12 protein-coding genes are annotated in these 16254 nt (G+C 37.3%); 3 read left to right on the top strand and 9 right to left on the bottom strand.

Features of this window, described 5'->3' with window-relative positions:
- Nucleotides 1-21 precede the first annotated feature (21 nt).
- From ACZ1GR_RS13235 to queG, 4 genes are all read right to left on the bottom strand, one after another.
- Complete coding sequence (locus ACZ1GR_RS13235; RefSeq protein WP_472609421.1) at nt 22-1887, bottom strand: trehalase family glycosidase; 1866 nt, start codon at nt 1885-1887, stop codon at nt 22-24.
- Nucleotides 1884-3119, bottom strand: a complete 1236-nt coding sequence (locus ACZ1GR_RS13230; protein ID WP_472609420.1) for an MFS transporter — start codon at nt 3117-3119, stop codon at nt 1884-1886. Before ACZ1GR_RS13230 ends, ACZ1GR_RS13235 begins: the two co-directional genes overlap by 4 nt.
- Nucleotides 3120-3123: 4 nt before the next feature.
- Nucleotides 3124-4425, bottom strand: a complete 1302-nt coding sequence (locus ACZ1GR_RS13225; RefSeq protein ID WP_472609419.1) for an MFS transporter — start codon at nt 4423-4425, stop codon at nt 3124-3126.
- Between the two features lie 149 nt (nt 4426-4574).
- Nucleotides 4575-5495, bottom strand: a complete 921-nt coding sequence (gene queG, locus ACZ1GR_RS13220) for a tRNA epoxyqueuosine(34) reductase QueG (protein ID WP_472609418.1) — start codon at nt 5493-5495, stop codon at nt 4575-4577.
- 141 nt (nt 5496-5636) lie between these two features.
- Here queG and ACZ1GR_RS13215 point away from each other — a divergent pair, with 141 nt between their 5' ends.
- Together ACZ1GR_RS13215 and ACZ1GR_RS13210 are read left to right on the top strand one after the other, a co-directional pair.
- Entirely contained in the window at nt 5637-6392 is a 756-nt protein-coding gene (locus ACZ1GR_RS13215) for an ABC transporter ATP-binding protein (RefSeq protein ID WP_472609417.1), read from the top strand.
- Nucleotide 6393: 1 nt separating this feature from the next.
- A complete protein-coding gene (locus ACZ1GR_RS13210; RefSeq protein WP_472609416.1) occupies nt 6394-7572 on the top strand; it encodes an ABC transporter permease in 1179 nt (392 codons plus the stop codon).
- A gap of 41 nt (nt 7573-7613) precedes the next feature.
- On the opposite strand, the gene ACZ1GR_RS13205 is transcribed toward ACZ1GR_RS13210, so the two are convergent.
- Nucleotides 7614-8942 (bottom strand): cytochrome P450, encoded by a 1329-nt coding sequence (locus ACZ1GR_RS13205; protein WP_472609415.1) that lies wholly within the window; start codon nt 8940-8942, stop codon nt 7614-7616.
- Nucleotides 8943-9965 carry a Holliday junction branch migration DNA helicase RuvB gene (ruvB, locus tag ACZ1GR_RS13200; RefSeq protein ID WP_377767979.1) on the bottom strand — a complete coding sequence of 341 codons (1023 nt, stop codon included), beginning with the start codon at nt 9963-9965 and terminating at the stop codon, nt 8943-8945.
- 86 nt (nt 9966-10051) lie between these two features.
- Here ruvB and ACZ1GR_RS13195 point away from each other — a divergent pair, with 86 nt between their 5' ends.
- Nucleotides 10052-12316: an acyl-CoA dehydrogenase family protein gene (locus tag ACZ1GR_RS13195; RefSeq protein WP_472609414.1), complete on the top strand. Its 2265-nt coding sequence runs from the start codon at nt 10052-10054 to the stop codon at nt 12314-12316.
- On the opposite strand, the gene ACZ1GR_RS13190 is transcribed toward ACZ1GR_RS13195, so the two are convergent.
- The 3 genes from ACZ1GR_RS13190 to ACZ1GR_RS13180 form a co-directional block, all read right to left on the bottom strand.
- The gene (locus tag ACZ1GR_RS13190) at nt 12313-13137 is read right to left on the bottom strand and encodes a GIN domain-containing protein (protein ID WP_472609413.1); all 825 of its coding nucleotides are present in this window, start codon (nt 13135-13137) and stop codon (nt 12313-12315) included. The genes ACZ1GR_RS13195 and ACZ1GR_RS13190 overlap by 4 nt on opposite strands.
- A 154-nt stretch (nt 13138-13291) precedes the next feature.
- A complete protein-coding gene (locus ACZ1GR_RS13185) occupies nt 13292-15121 on the bottom strand; it encodes a cytochrome c oxidase subunit I (protein ID WP_377767976.1) in 1830 nt (609 codons plus the stop codon).
- Nucleotides 15122-15166: 45 nt separating this feature from the next.
- Nucleotides 15167-16231, bottom strand: coding sequence for a cytochrome c oxidase subunit II (locus ACZ1GR_RS13180; RefSeq protein ID WP_472609412.1), 1065 nt, complete (start codon nt 16229-16231; stop codon nt 15167-15169).
- Nucleotides 16232-16254: the final 23 nt, after the last annotated feature.

The raw sequence follows: 16254 nt of genomic DNA, 5'->3' as shown, positions 1-16254 counted from the left end.
AACAAAGGTAATTGTATTCGATTAAGTTTTGCTAAAAAGAGTGTCAGGATCTTCTAATTTATCTAAACTAATAATCAAGTTTTTGGGCAATAAACTTAATCCGTATTGATAGGAAGCATTCATCCAACCGAAACCTGAAGTAGTTATGTAGTCAAACTCGGTACCTACATTGCCATATTCTGCATATACTTTATGCGTACAGGCAACTACATCATATTTTTCAGGAATAGTACCATTATAGTCCACTGCATTTCTGGTTATCATCCACAACCATCTGTATATAAATTCATGCGCTACCTTTTCAAAACCGTAATTTAAAAGCCCTTTCCATATTAACATCTGATGCGGCGCCCAACCATTTGGATAATCCCATTGCTTCTGCTCTTTTCCCATAGCCAGTTTTTCAACCGCTGCCTTGGTGGTTGCAAGAATTCCGCCCTTAGCCTTAAAGGCTTTACATAATTTCTTTACTAACAAATCGGCTTGTTCTTTACTACAAGACTGTACCCAAAGCGGATAAAAATTTGTGGCAGATTCAAAATTGGTTCGTTCTCCGGACACTATACTGTAGTCAAAGAAGGTTTTCTTATCAGGGTCCCACAAGAACGAATTCATTAATTTTTTACGCTCTTCAGCTCTTTTCGACCAAAACCCAGCTGTAGTTTTCACCCCTTTACCATCCACCAACTCTCCATTAAAATAAACTGAAATTAAATGGGCAAAATCTGTTTCATATTTATACAAAAGTGAGTTTAGGTCTACGGTATTTAAATCAGCACAACAATCATCTAAACGCCATGAGGTATCATGACCACTTTCACGCAAGCTTCTGTCGTGTATAAAATAGGTATCTAAATCTTTATCCGTTAACTTACCAGAAGCATATTTTTCTTCAAATTCCATTACAGAAAGCTCGTGTTTTTCAGCATACTCAGCTAGTACCTCATCAAAATGCTCAGGTTCGGTTTCTGGCGGAATACCGATACCTTCAGCCAGATATCTGTTCAGCCCGTTAGATGTAAGCCGTTTTTCAGGAAGCATCCAAACCGAATTGTATTCTAAAATTGCAATTTTCAAAACCGAAGAAAGCCAATCTAATCCGATAGAAGTATCCGTTTCATAGACCTCTCTAATAAAAGAACTTAAAAAAGGAGGTTGCGTTCGAGTTAGATAGTAGGAACGATTTGCATTTAAAATCTTACCGTAGTGCTTAATTTGATAACAGAAATTATCAACCATGGCTTTAGCCAAATCCAACCTGCCATCTAAAAGAAGGCCAACACCCTCAAAGTAACTGTCCCATCCGTACATTTCATTAAATCTTCCACCAGGGACAACAAAGGGAACGCCTTTATCATTTTCTAATTTTAGTGCAAGTATACCCGGTTTTGTATTTATTGATTTTACATATTCTGACGTAATATTCTCAGGTAGAACCTCAACCTGCACATTTCCTTTTTGCTTTTGAATTTTTTTGAAATAAGCTTTCCCGATTTCATCATCATGAGGAACATATAATCGTTGTATGCCGCCGGAGGTCTTATCGTCAGAAAGAATGGCATTAAGGCCTTTTTCATCGATAGTACGCGTTAAATCATCCCAGAAATAATCCTTGATCATTCTAGAAATTCTAGAAGAAGGAGCTTCTTCAATTTTGTGTAATGGGATTATTGCCTCGGACTTCCCCAACTTTTTTTCCAAAGCTAGCTCCTGCAAAAGGTTTGATAAGAAATAGGTTCCTTTTACTTCATAATCCTTTCCATCTTTAGAGCTTATAGTGAATTTTTTTGGCCCTTTATCCTCCTTGGTGATTTTTTTATCCTTATCGGTATCCTCTTGAAGTAATAATTTGTTTAGGGTTTCTTCTATTGGTAATTTAAATATCATGAATCTACTGCCGTTTGTTTCTTAGAAATTCTATCAATCAATAAAACAAATACTATCAATAAGAACATGGGAATCAATAGAAAATAAAACGCGTTCGCCCCGCCAATGCTTTCGAACAATTCACCAACAATTCTTGAACCTAAGGTGCCCCCTAGAGCGGAAAAAATAATTATTAATCCCGACATTGGAGAGTGAAGACTTTTCTTCAGCGAACTTAACACTGTAGAATTCAACAAAGGATATATCGGTGCGATAAAAAGGCCTATTAGCGGCAAAACGAATCCTAAAATCGGTACATCTCCTAAACTTTTAATCTCAACCAAAGTATCACCATCTACTTTTAATTGCGGTAAAACTGCTAAGAGAATACCACCAGAAATAACAACACAAACAATTACCAAAAACACCCAAGACATTCTTTTGGTCAAGTAGCCGGCTATAAACCTTCCAACGGCCAGTGACAAGGCAAATATTACGGCCATTTGCGTTGCTAATACCTCATCGAACCTAAAAATCTTTTCATTAAACCTGGGCAACCAAGTCATAATACCCTGTTCGATCATCACAAAAAAGAAAGCTGAGGCCAAAAAGACCAACACTAAGGGTACAATGATAAGTTTTAATGATTGTGCCAAGTCTTCTTTTAGATTAGAACCAATAGCATCAACAGTGTATTCAACTTTTGAAAATAAAAGAAAAACAAAGGCCAAGGCAATTATAACCAGTAGCACATAGTAAACATTAAGCCAGGCATTTTCATCGGTTTCGGAATAAAAAGCAGGGAACAAAAAATAAGCAAAAGCAATACCTACCATAAAAAAACCCTCAATAGAACTCATTAGAGAAGAGTGTTCCTTTTTAGAATTGGTTATAACTCCAATTAAGGAGTATACGGATAATTTAATCAATGCAAAACTCACACCAATCGACATAAAAAGGATTTTGGTAGAAAAAAAAGTGTTGCCAAAAATCATAAATAAGCAACCCAAGAAGACAATTACCAGCCCCGTGAGCATGGCTTTTTTATAACCGAAACGTGGTAAAAAAGAAGCTACGATAAATGAAATTATGGCAATAGGCAAATCTTTAAACGCCTCTAAAACTGATGCCTGAGATTCACTTACACCATAAACATTTATTGATTTTGCAATAACGATACCTACGCTATTCAGTAAAATGGCAAAAACAAAATAGTTCAGAAACAGTGAAATTTTTATACCTGTATTTTTCATGAAATTACTCTTTAGATACATTTAAGCGCATGGCAAGAACTGCAGAAATTACAAAGAATGCTCCTGCAAAAAGTATTGCATTAACCGCACTACCTCCTAACAGATACTTATAGATGGGTCCGAAAGTTAAGGTCTCAATCCCCATTGGAATTACAATCATCATATTCAATATTCCCATATAAACCCCTCTTCGTTCTTGCGGAACTACTTTGGACACCATAGTATATGGAATACCCATCATTGCAGCCCAGCCAATACCAAATAATACCATTGGAGCAAGAACTAATAGAGAATCGTCTATAAAAGGTATAGCGAACAGAGCTAAAGCAGTGCCCACTAAACTGAGAGCATACACTTTTTTTCCACCATACTTCAAGGTTAATGGCACCAAAGCTAAAGCCACCACCATAGTCACAATATTGTATGTTGTGCTCATTTTGGCAGATTGCGCTGCTGCTTCAGAAGTTGAAAAATCCATTGTAAGCTTAAAAAGAGGCGTGATGTATTGCCAGTAAATAAATAGGGCATACCATTGAAACAAATACACCGCTCCAATTTTCCACATGAAGCGGGGCATATCTTTAATCGCCTGTGCTATTTCTGCAAAGGGTTTGGCTATTCGTTTACCCAGTGGCTGGCTTTTATCATGATTAATTTCCGCCAGTTCTTCATCTGATGGTGGAATCTCTGGTGTTTTAAATACTGACCATAGAATTGTCGTTATAGAAAGAATACCCCCAATGTAAAATGAGTAATATAGCCACTGAGGAATAGAACCTGCAGTTTCTACAGACTCATCGCCAAACAAATATTGAAAAAGAATTATAGATCCATTTGCTAATAATATTCCGGCTCCAACAAAAAGACTTTGCATTTGATACCCCAAACTCAATTGTTTTTCAGGGAGTTTGTCTCCAACAAAAGCTCTATACGGCTCCATGGCCATGTTATTTCCGACATCTAGAATCCAAAGTAGACCCACCGCAAACCATAATACCGGACTGGTTGGAAAAGCAAACAAACACAAACTTCCTATAATAGCGCCAATTAAAAAATAAGGTTTGCGTCTACCCCATTTTGGCGACCATGTTTTATCGGACATTGCCCCTATGATGGGCTGAATCACCAAACCTGTTACGGGACCGGCGATATTGAGAATTGGCAGCATTTCTTCTGGGGCTCCTAAGTATAAGAATATTGGATTAATTGCTGTCTGCTGCAGCCCAAAACTGTACTGGATTCCTAAAAATCCGACATTCATATTAAATATCTGCCAGAAACTTAATTTAGGTTTATTGATTTTCATAGTTGGTTTGGATATTAAATTGAGCGACAATACATTGCTTGCCTTAATTAATATATCCTTTCAATATACTATAATCTTTGATGTTTTGATAGTTTTTTAATCTTAAAAAAGTGAATTTGACAACGAAAACGATTTCGTTAATGCTATTGCTACTTTAGAAATTTGATGTTGCGTTGTAAACCTGAAAACTTAGTGCGTTTTACGGCAGATTTTTGAAAAACCTTTTTAAATACGTCTTCCGTGATTTCCTCCCAGTCTTTTTTTGTCATTGAAAGCAAATCGGGGTTAGGATTAAACAGTGGTTCGTTATGCGGTTTAGAAAACCGGTTCCAAGGGCAGACATCTTGGCAAACGTCACAACCAAACATCCAGTCATCAAATTTTCCCTGAAATTCATTAGGTATCTCGTTCTTCAGCTCTATGGTAAAATACGAAATGCATTTGCTACCATCAACCACATAAGGCGCTACTATTGCATCTGTGGGGCAAGCATCGATACAAGCAGTACATGTGCCACAATGGTCTGTAACTGGGGTATCATACTCCAATTCTAGATCTACGATTAATTCTGCAATAAAATAAAATGAACCTACCTGCTGTGTTAAAAGGTTACTATGTTTACCGATCCAACCCAAACCACTTTTTGCTGCCCATGCCTTATCTAAGACAGGAGCTGAATCAACAAATGCACGACCATGTACATCGCCTATTTCTTCTAAAATAAATTCTTGGAGCTGTCTTAGTTTAGATTTTATAACATGATGATAATCCTGCCCAAATGCATATTTAGAAATCTTATAGGAATCTAGGTTTTGTTTTTCCTCTGGATAATAATTAAGTATTAATGATATGACGGACTTTGAACCTTCGACCAACTTCGTAGGGTCAAGTCTTTTGTCAAAATGGTTTTCCATATACCCCATTTCGCCATGCATATTTTTATTGAGCCATTCTTCGAGTCGTGGCGCTTCTTCTTCTAAAAATTCAGCTTTAGAGATACCACATGACAAAAAACCCAAGCGCTTGGCTTCTTCCTTAATCTTTTTTGAATAGGCTTCTTTTGAGATCATAAATGCCGCATATAGGCATTAGCTAAAATACAATTATCAAAAAGAAGAAATTGCTCATACCCTTATTAAAACTATTGTAAAAGAACATGTAACATTTTTTAGTTTTTGTTACTAACAGGTGTATACTTCTAAACCAACGACATGATACAAATAAATAATCTCACAAAATCTTTCACCACAAAAACAGGTAAAGGTTTTAAAAAAGAGACCGTCACCGTAAATGCGGTAAACAATGTTTCTTTCGAATGTAAACCGGGGCGAATCTTTTCTCTTTTAGGGCCCAATGGCGCGGGCAAGACCACCACACTAAGGATGATTGCCGGAATTATCAACCCAACTTCTGGCAATGCAGTTGTTGACAATGTTGATATTTCTCAAGGCAACGACGAGGTGAAAAAGCGGATTGGTTTTTTAACAGGTTCTACCGGACTTTACGAACGATTGAATCCTGATGAGACTTTAGATTTTTTTGGCAAGCTTTACAAACTGCCAGAGCCAAAGTATACGGAGCGTAAAGAATATCTTTTTGAAAAATTGGGAATCAATGAGTTTCGTAAAAAAAGAATGGGGCAAATGAGCACTGGTATGAAACAAAAGGTTTCTATAGCCCGAACACTTATACATGATCCTGAGGTTTTAATTTTTGACGAACCTACCTCTGGTCTCGATGTAATTACGGCCGACAGCATTATTGAACTTATTAGAGAATCTAAGGAAAATAACAAAACCGTTATTTTCTCATCTCACATTATGAGCGAAGTTGATTTGCTATGCGATGATCTTGCCATTATTAGCAAAGGATCGATAATTTTTAACGACTCTTTTGACAACTTTAAAAAAGAGATGAAAGCAGACAATCTTACCCAAGAATTCATTAACCGAGTAAAAGAAGCATAAAATGAGAGATTTATTTATAATTATAAGAAAAGAACTTACCGAGCTTCTTAGAGATAAAAAGACCATAATAAATTCTATCGTTTTACCTACACTATTAATACCCATACTAATGTTCGGGGGTATTAAGGTCAGCCAAATGATTCAGGAAAGCAATCAACAAAAAACGGTAAAACTTGGCTTGGTCAATGCACCTCAAGATTTCGTAAAACTAGTTGCCAACGACACTTTAAATAAAGTGACGATGTATGATGGCACAGAAGATTTTAAAGCCTTGATCAATGATGGGTCTATACAATCTGCCCTGGTCTTTCCAGAAGATTGGCAACAAAAAATGGATAGTCTTGATGTCGCTGAAGTTTTGGTGCATAGAAATGGCACTAAGGACAATGTAAATGGACGAGTTTCTAAACTTATGGAAGTTTACAATGCACAACTAAAGGAGGAAAGAATTTCAAAACTGCAAATTCCTGTAGAGAAAATGACTCCAATGATTCAAACCTATAAAGAGGTCGGCGAACAAAAAGAACTTATCGGTAAAAGAGTTGGTGGTTTTATTCCCTACATTTTTATATTAACGATGTGGGGTGGATGCCTTTTGGCAGCTATAGACTTGGTTACTGGCGAAAAAGAGCGTAAAACCATAGAAACCACTTTATCACTGCCCGTTTCTAAATTCTCTGTGCTCATGGGCAAGGCGGTGGTAGCTTCTTTATTAGGTTTTATTCCAGCGCTTTTAAACCTAACAGGATTAATTATAGGTCTAAATTTTATAGATGATATTCCCGATACTTTTAAAGTGGCCCTTACTGAAATGTTGAATCCGCAATCTATCATTATGATTTTATTGCTACTGATTCCTTTCTCATTATTCCTTGCAGGACTAATAATTTCTTTAGTAGCCGGAGCTTCAACTTTTAAAGAAGCACAGAGTAAAGCTTCACCCATAATTATCCTTATCATCATTCCATTGGTTATGGCCTTAATGCCAGGTATTGAGTTTACATGGGCTACGGTTTTTATCCCGGTTCTGAATATAGGTCTTGGTGTAAAAGAGATTATGGCCGGCACTATAAATATTGGTATGTATGCGGCCATGCTGCTATCTTTAGTAACCTTTGCTGTTGCCGCAATTTACTTTAGTTACAAGAAATTTTCAGATGAGAGTGCTATATTGAGCTAATAATTTGAATACCCTGAAATTTAAAGCCTAAGTACGTTTACTTAGGCTTTTCTTTTATGAAAACTAAGTTTCACCTCTTTAGGTTTTAAGGTAATCATCGGGTTAATTTCTACGCAGTCCATTTTAGTAGAAATTCTATATTTCTTGATTAGGCTTACCACTACCATAATCATTTCATAAGTAGCAAAGGCATTACCAATGCACATTCTTGGGCCAGCTCCAAAAGGATAGAAATAGTTGGTGTATTCTTTACCTTCTATATCTTTAAAACGAGAGCCTATAAAATCTTCTGGATTTTCCCAATAATTTGCATATCGATGGAGCTCATATATTGAAAGTAATACCAGTGTATCTTTTTTTAATTGGTATCCGTCTATCTCAACTTCTTCGGTTGCCACACGATCAATAAAATAGGCGGGCGGATATAATCGCATTGCTTCATTAATACAAGATTGCGTCAGCATTAATTTTTGTAGATCTTCAATTTCAATTGAATCACTATTCAACATTGCTATTTCTTTAAACAGCTCTTCCTGTAATTCTGCGTTTTGAGCAAGAAAGCATAAGGTAAAAGAAAGTGCATTAGCTGTAGTTTCGTAACCAGCACTAAATAGTATGAACAACTCATCTATAAGTTGTTTTCTGGGCATTTTACTTCCGTCCTCATAAGTAGCTTCCAAGAGCATATCTAGCAAATCAGTACTTCGTTGACCGCTATCAATTCGCTCTTCAATAAGTTCATTTAGAATATTTCGTGCAGTGGATGATTTTCTTAATGCTCCATTGATTTTGCCCGATACCCTAAACCACCATTTTAAATAAGGTTGTCTCATTTCTCGAATGAGCATCATCTGATTTTCTTCGGTTATTGCCTTGAACTTGGCAATTCGATCACTTATCTCAAGTGAACTAAAAAGACTTTTTGCGACTACTTGAAATGCCACATCGCCCATTAACCCAAAAATATCTTGCTCGTTAGCAATTAAAATATGGTCGAGTTCTTTTTCAATAGCCTCGAACATTATCTGTATTAGCGACCTTAAATTCTTTAAATGAAATTTCGGTTGAATCATTCGGCGATGCGTTCGCCAATGTTCTCCCTCAGAAGTCAAAAGGCCATGACCGATATATTTGGCCAAATCACGGGTCTGCAACCTAGATTTTGAAAAAGACTTGTGCTTCTTTTGCAATACCTCTTTAATAAACCGAGGGCTTCTTGAAAAAACCAATTTTCCATCACCAAGTGTTGTAATCTCAAAGGTGTCTCCAAGCTTTTGAAAATTTACTTTATGAAACGGAAGCGGGTTTTTTAAAATTTGCTGACTGTTCCAAAGAACTTTTATCACCGATACTTGGGGCAGTTTTTTCATTTAAAACAATCCTCCTTGTACGTTGCCCTTTATTCTGCCTAAATGTTTATAAGCAAGTTCTGTTACTTCACGACCCCTGGGAGTTCGCATAATAAAACCCTGTTGAATTAAAAAGGGCTCGTAAACTTCTTCTATAGTCTCTGCACTTTCAGAAACGGCAGTTGCCAAGGTAGTAATACCAACAGGGCCTCCTTTAAACTTATCGATAATCGTGGTAAGAATCTTATTGTCCATTTCATCCAAACCATGAGCATCTACATTCAAGGCTTTTAAACTAAACTTTGAAATGGCCATATCAATATTCCCGTTGCCTTTTATCTGTGCAAAATCACGCACCCTTCTCAAGAGCGCATTACATATTCTAGGGGTTCCTCGGCTTCTTCCTGCAATTTCTATAGCTGCATCATTCGTAATGGGCACTTTTAAAATTTCGGCACTTCGTTCTACTATTGTAGATAAGAGTTCTGTATCGTAATATTGAAGTCTGCTTTGTATTCCAAAACGAGCTCGCATTGGGGCAGTCAATAACCCAGATCTTGTGGTTGCCCCTATCAAGGTAAATGGGCTAAGATTTATCTGTACCGTTCGGGCGTTAGGCCCTGTCTCGATCATGATATCAATTTTATAGTCTTCCATAGCGGAGTATAAATACTCTTCTACAATAGGACTTAACCGATGGATCTCATCTATAAATAATACATCACGTTCATCGAGATTTGTGAGTAAACCAGCTAAATCCCCCGGCTTATCTAAAACCGGCCCTGAAGTAATTTTTATTCCTACTCCTAGTTCGTTTGCCAGAATATGGGCAAGCGTAGTCTTTCCTAATCCTGGTGGGCCATGAAATAAAGTATGATCCAATGCCTCTCCTCTTTGGTTCGCAGCCTGCACGAAAATTTTCAAGTTTTCAAGTACTTGCTCTTGGCCCGTAAAGTCATCAAAGGTTATAGGCCTTAAAGCTCTTTCTATATCGAGCTCTTCTTGCGAAAAGTTATCAGGTGTCGGATCAAGATTCTCGTTCATACCTAACAAATATAAAGTAATTAGGCTATAAGATTTTCAAATACAAAACCAATATTCAATAGGAGTAATTATCGTATTTTCATTGTATGGATTTAAACAAGTATAGCAATAGCATTTTACCTTACATTCCTTTCTTCTATGTAATCTGGTCAGACGATTTATTATCTGCCTCAGAAATCGAAGTTGTAAAAACCGCCATAAAAGAAGATGATTCTTTAAATAATGAGGATAAGAAACAACTTGGTGCATGGCTCGATAAATCCAATCCGCCCCAAAATGAAGAAATAAAACAATGGCAACAACTAATTACAAATAGTGGTGTTACCCTTATAGAAAGTGAGGCATTTCCCCTTGAGGCGTTTGCGCGAAAAGTTGCTAATTTCTATTGCAACTCATGTAGCAGCAACGAACTATTGAAGCAAATAGAACTAAATCTCGGTATTCAACCCAATCATTACAACCACCTTTTTAATGTTGAGGTGATACAACAGCCATTCTCCGATTTTTACAATGGGGCTGAAATCGATGCCATTTTAAACAAACCTTTTCTAAAGAAAATCAATACGTTTAGAACATTCTTAAAACAAGACACCTTTAATTGGAATATTGAAACCAATAAGGAAAAAGCACGTGAAAAAGTCTTATCTCAGGTAAAATTGCTCGCGGCCAATGGTTGGGGAGCACTAGCCTATCCAAAAGCCTATGGCGGCGAAGATAATATGGAATGTTACGCTTCTATCTTTGAGCACTTAATGTTTATCGATGGTAGCCTTGCTATTAAGTTTGGAGTACAATTTGGACTCTTTGGCGGCAGCATTCACAATTTAGGAAGCAAACGCCATCATGACCAGTATTTAAAAGCTACAGGTGAAACTAATTTACTGGGTTGCTTCGCTATGACTGAAACTGGCCATGGTAGTAACGTTCGCGGCATTAAGACAACGGCCACCTATATTCATAATGAGAAAGCTTTGGTAATACATACTCCTGGCAAAAATGACAACAAAGAATATATAGGCAACGCATTAGATTCTAAAATGGCCAGTGTTTTTGCACAGCTTATCGTCAATGGAAAAAACAGGGGAGTACACGCTATATTAGTACCACTTCGAAATGACAAACATGAGGTTTTAGAAGGGATAACAGTAAAAGACAATGGTTATAAACTAGGTTTAAATGGGGTTGATAATGGTAAGATTTGGTTCAATCAAGTAAAAGTACCCGTCGCCAACCTTTTGGATAAATATGGCCGTATCGACAGCGATGGTAATTATGAGTCTGAAATAAAAAATCCGAACAAGCGCTTTTTCACCATGTTAGGCACCTTGGTAGGTGGTCGTATCTGCGTTGCTAAAGGAGCTTTAGCAGGATCAAAAATGGCACTTACCGTTGCCATAAAACATGCATTGCAGCGCAGACAGTTCAATGATTCCCTAAAAGTACAAGAAGACTTACTTCTAGACTATCCTACGCATCAGTTACGCTTAATCCCAAAAGTAGCCACTAGCTACGTCTATCACGTAGTATTGCAAAAAGCAATGAAAGAGTATGCACAAAACACTTCTAACGATAAACGAAAAATAGAAACTCAAGTTGCCGGATTAAAAGCCTGTATCACATGGTTCGCCACCGAAACAATTCAAGAATGTAGGGAAGCTTGCGGAGGTAAAGGTTATTTGTTAGAGAACAGAATTGGCGATTTAAAAAACGACACTGATATTTTTACCACTTTTGAAGGTGACAATACCGTATTACTACAACTAGCGGCCAAAGGGGTCTTATCTGATTTTAAATCTGAACTCAATGCCGGTGGTTTTGTGAGCGTTCTTAAATTATTAAGAGACCGATTCTCCGATAAGTTGGCCACTATAAATCCTGCATATAGCAACAAGACGGACAAAGACCATCTATACAATCCAAAATTTCATTTGCATGCCATGGACTATAGGTTACGTAGGCTAACGGATACGGCCGCCATGCGAATTCGTGGCTATATTAAAAAGGGAGTGCCAAGTTATCAGGCGTTTTTAAAGGTTCAGACCCATTTACTAGAAGTTGGTAAAGCCTACAGCGAAGTATTATCGATAAAATGGTACTATGAGTTTATAACCGATTTACCAGAAGGAAAATATAAAAACCTATTGCTGCAAGTTGGCGCCCTACATTCACTAAGTATTATTAGAAAAGATGCCGCCTGGTATCTGGAACAGGGCTACTTAAGCAGCACCAAGTCAAAAGCTATTAGGCAGCGCGTTGAACGTTTAAGCACAGAACTTAGGCCTCATGCCCATGCATTGGTCGAAGGTTTCGGAATACCTGAACATTTAGTTACTGCGCCAATTGCCAACTAATCTTTCTTTTTAATCAATTGGGAGGTATCCATAAATTCTAAAATTGAAATTTTTGGGTCACCATAAAGATAGGTTTTGGAGCTACCTCTAGACTTTAGCTCTATTTCCCTGAAGGCATTAATTCGAGCACTGGCAGATTCTTCAAGCTTAATTTTAGCTGTCCCTGATTCTAATTTTTGGCCGGTAAATTTGGTGTTATTGAACATCTTTAGGTTTAGGGAATCTGTTGTTCCCTCAATATCCAAAGAAGCGGTATTGAGCAATTCAATATTCTTAGCGCTACTTACCGAATACACCGTGGCATCAGATCTATGTTTGAGACTTACATTTAAAGAATCTACATCTAAATTAAAATCTCCTTTACTGGTATCTTCCATATTCAAACTTGCAATAAATGCACTAGCTTTCAAAGACAACCTTGAGGGACCAAAGGCATTTACGTATAGATTATCTGTCGATAATACATCAAGCATTGTTATTTTACCGTCACGTTGGGTAATTGCCTTAAGCTCTTTATAGTTTACGGTGATTTCGAGTTTCTTTTTTGCGGTAATATCATAAAAGGCAGATATTACAAGGGTACTATCTTCCACTTTAAACTTTAATACATCTATTAAGTTATCATCAGCGGTAATCTCATAGCCTTCACCAAAAGACTTCTTTAGTTCAATATCGAGATTAGCATTCAACTCGATTGCATTAAATGCCGGAAGGTCTTCCCTAACCTCAGTTACGGAACGATTTCCTTTAATCTTTGGCTTTCTTTGCGCCTGTAAAAAAATTGGAACGCAGACTATTAAAAGAACAATTAGTTTTTTCATAATTCATAAAGTTTACTTCTCCGATATAAAATTAGAAACACTTTTTTAAAAAAAGTCATCCACTCCATATCAAGAAAAATCTATGCCAAATTAACCAAATAAAAAACCCAACTTCAAAAAGTTGGGTTTTTTATACTATTTAAACGAGATTATCTTAATGATTCATCTCTTCTTCGTTTTCTTGTAATGGCACGTCTTGAGGAACAAAATCCTGTCCTTCTATAATATATTCACCGTTTTCATAGGTTTTGCTATAGTCGTAAGCCCAACGATGTACATGAGGTATTTCACCTGGCCAGTTACCATGAATATGTTCTTGTGGAGCCGTCCATTCTAAAGTATTCGATTTCCAAGGATTTTGAGGTCCTTTCTTTCCGTAGAAAATACTTCTTATAAAATTGTATACAAATACCAACTGGGCAGCACCGGCGATTAACGCGAATACCGTCATTAATACTTGAACATCTGTTAACTCATCGAACATCGGGAAAGCGGTATTCTCATAGTATCTACGAGGAACACCTGCCATACCCACAAAATGCATCGGGAAGAAGACCCCATAGGCACAAATAGCAGTTACCCAGAAATGCACGTAACCTAAATTTTTGTTCATCATTCGCCCAAAGAACATTTTAGGGAACCAATGGTATACCCCGGCAAAAAGTCCATAGAGCGCTGATATACCCATTACCAAGTGGAAATGCGCTACCACAAAATACGTATCGTGCACATTAATATCTAATGCACTATCTCCCAGAATAATTCCGGTTAAACCACCCGTAATAAATGTTGACACCAATGCTATTGAAAAAAGCATCGCAGGATTGAGCTGCAAATTTCCTTTCCATAATGTCGTTATATAATTAAATGCCTTTACCGCAGACGGTATCGCAATCAATAGGGTTGTAAATGTAAATACTGAGCCCAAGAAAGGATTCATCCCCGAAATAAACATATGGTGGCCCCATACTATTGTTGATAGGAATGCTATAGCTAAAATGGAAGCTACCATCGCACGGTACCCAAAAATTGGCTTTCTCGCATTTGTTGACATTACCTCAGATGTAATACCCAAAGCAGGCAACAATACAATATAAACCTCAGGGTGGCCCAAGAACCAAAATAAATGTTCGTACAATACTGGCGAACCACCTTGATAGTGCAATACTTCACCTTGAATAAATATATCCGATAAGAAGAATGACGTTCCAAAACTTCTATCCATAATTAACAATAAGGCTGCCGACAATAATACAGGGAAAGAAATCACCCCAATAATCGCCGTTACGAAAAAAGCCCATATGGTTAATGGAAGTCTTGTCATAGACATCCCCTTGGTTCTCAAATTGATTACGGTTACGATATAATTCAGCGAACCTAAAAGTGACGAGGCGATAAAAATAGCCATAGATACGAGCCATAAGGTCATACCCATACCAGAACCCGGTTGGGCCATTGGCAAGGCACTTAAAGGCGGATAAATCGTCCACCCAGCTGCCGCAGGACCAGCTTCTACAAATAATGAAATCACCATGATAACCGCAGATACAAAGAACATCCAGAAAGAAAGCATATTCAAGAATCCTGAGGCCATATCACGTGCACCAATCTGCAACGGAATTAATAAGTTACTAAACGTACCGCTTAGCCCTGCTGTGAGTACAAAGAATACCATAATGGTACCATGCATCGTAATCAACGCCAAGTACACATCGGCATCCATAACTCCTTCAGGGGCCCATTTACCTAAAAAGGCTTCAAAAACGGAGAAAGATTCTCCTGGCCATGCCAACTGCATTCTAAATAACAATGACATCGCAATACCAATAAAGCCCATAACCAAAACACCGGTAATAAGATATTGCTTAGCAATCATCTTATGGTCTTGACTAAAGATATACTTGGTTATGAAAGTTTCTTTATGATGATGTCCATGATCATCGTGTGCGTGATCGTCAACTTGTGCGTTTGCTACTGCAGACATAATCGAATGATTTTTAATTTATTGTTTTCTTTTTCTAGCCTAAATCTATTGTACCGGTAAAACGGTCTCTGCAAATGTTTTTTGACTTTCCATCCACTTATTGTATTCCTCTTCGGTTTCTACAATAATCTTCATCTGCATATTGTAATGTGATTTTCCACAAATCTTATTACATAATAATACAAAGTCAAATTCCCAAGGATCCTTATTTGGCTCGCCTTGGGCCGCTTTTTCAGCTCTTATAACATTTGTTCTTTTTACTTTATCTACTACTTCAGGATTTAAACGCATCTCTTCTGTAGTTATCGTGGGAGTGAATGAAAATTGTGTCACCATACCTGGCACACAGTTCATTTGGGCTCTAAAGTGAGGCATATACGCTGAATGTAAAACATCTTGCGAACGCATGTAGAAATTAACTTTTCTCCCTACAGGCAAATGCAACTCTTTAACGATTATATCATCGGTAGCATTCGGGTCGGCTTCATCTAGACCCATCACATTTGCTCTATCAATATCTATTAAACGTACACTTGCATCACCTAATACATTATCTTCTCCACCGTAGCGAGCCGTCCAGTTGAACTGTTGTGCATATAACTCAACAATAAGCGGATCATCTTCTTCATTAATATCCATAATATTTGTCCAAGAATATAGACCCCAGATAATTAATCCTGCCAAAACAACTACAGGAATTATTGTCCAAATAAACTCTAAACGGTCATTATCTGCATAGAACAATGCTTTTTTACCTTCTTCGCCGCGATACTTGTAACCGAAATAATGCAATAAAGCTTGTGTTATGGTCTGTACAAAAAAGATAACCGCAAATGAAATCCACATCAAATTATCATAACCCTGCCCGTGTGCCGATGCAGCTTCAGGAAGTAAAAATTTAGAATATTTTGCAAAACTGAATATGGTGATTCCATAAATGAAAATCAAAAATGCAAACAGCAGGTATCCTTGGTTTTTGTTGTCGGTGTCGTTAGCGATCTGTGCCCTAGAAGCGTCCGCTTTCAATTGTGACAATTCAAAGATTTTACCCATTTGCCAGATTGCAATGGCCACTAAAACTAGAACTGTTAATATTAATAATGTCGTCATTCTTTAACTACTTTCTCTTTCGA

Source organism: Croceitalea sp. W27 (genome assembly GCF_055693185.1).
This window is presented reverse-complemented; position numbering and strand designations above follow the sequence as displayed.

What these genes read in the sequence shown, in the direction of transcription:
- ACZ1GR_RS13230 (WP_472609420.1), bottom strand. Translation starts at nt 3,119, where the DNA reads ATGAAAAATACAGGTATAAAAATTTCACTGTTTCTGAACTATTTTGTT.
- ACZ1GR_RS13195 (WP_472609414.1), top strand. Translation starts at nt 10,052, where the DNA reads ATGGATTTAAACAAGTATAGCAATAGCATTTTACCTTACATTCCTTTC.
- ACZ1GR_RS13210 (WP_472609416.1), top strand. Translation starts at nt 6,394, where the DNA reads ATGAGAGATTTATTTATAATTATAAGAAAAGAACTTACCGAGCTTCTT.
- ACZ1GR_RS13180 (WP_472609412.1), bottom strand. Translation starts at nt 16,231, where the DNA reads ATGACGACATTATTAATATTAACAGTTCTAGTTTTAGTGGCCATTGCA.
- ACZ1GR_RS13205 (WP_472609415.1), bottom strand. Translation starts at nt 8,942, where the DNA reads ATGAAAAAACTGCCCCAAGTATCGGTGATAAAAGTTCTTTGGAACAGT.
- ACZ1GR_RS13185 (WP_377767976.1), bottom strand. Translation starts at nt 15,121, where the DNA reads ATGTCTGCAGTAGCAAACGCACAAGTTGACGATCACGCACACGATGAT.
- ACZ1GR_RS13235 (WP_472609421.1), bottom strand. Translation starts at nt 1,887, where the DNA reads ATGATATTTAAATTACCAATAGAAGAAACCCTAAACAAATTATTACTT.
- ruvB (WP_377767979.1), bottom strand. Translation starts at nt 9,965, where the DNA reads ATGAACGAGAATCTTGATCCGACACCTGATAACTTTTCGCAAGAAGAG.
- ACZ1GR_RS13190 (WP_472609413.1), bottom strand. Translation starts at nt 13,137, where the DNA reads ATGAAAAAACTAATTGTTCTTTTAATAGTCTGCGTTCCAATTTTTTTA.
- ACZ1GR_RS13215 (WP_472609417.1), top strand. Translation starts at nt 5,637, where the DNA reads ATGATACAAATAAATAATCTCACAAAATCTTTCACCACAAAAACAGGT.
- queG (WP_472609418.1), bottom strand. Translation starts at nt 5,495, where the DNA reads ATGATCTCAAAAGAAGCCTATTCAAAAAAGATTAAGGAAGAAGCCAAG.
- ACZ1GR_RS13225 (WP_472609419.1), bottom strand. Translation starts at nt 4,425, where the DNA reads ATGAAAATCAATAAACCTAAATTAAGTTTCTGGCAGATATTTAATATG.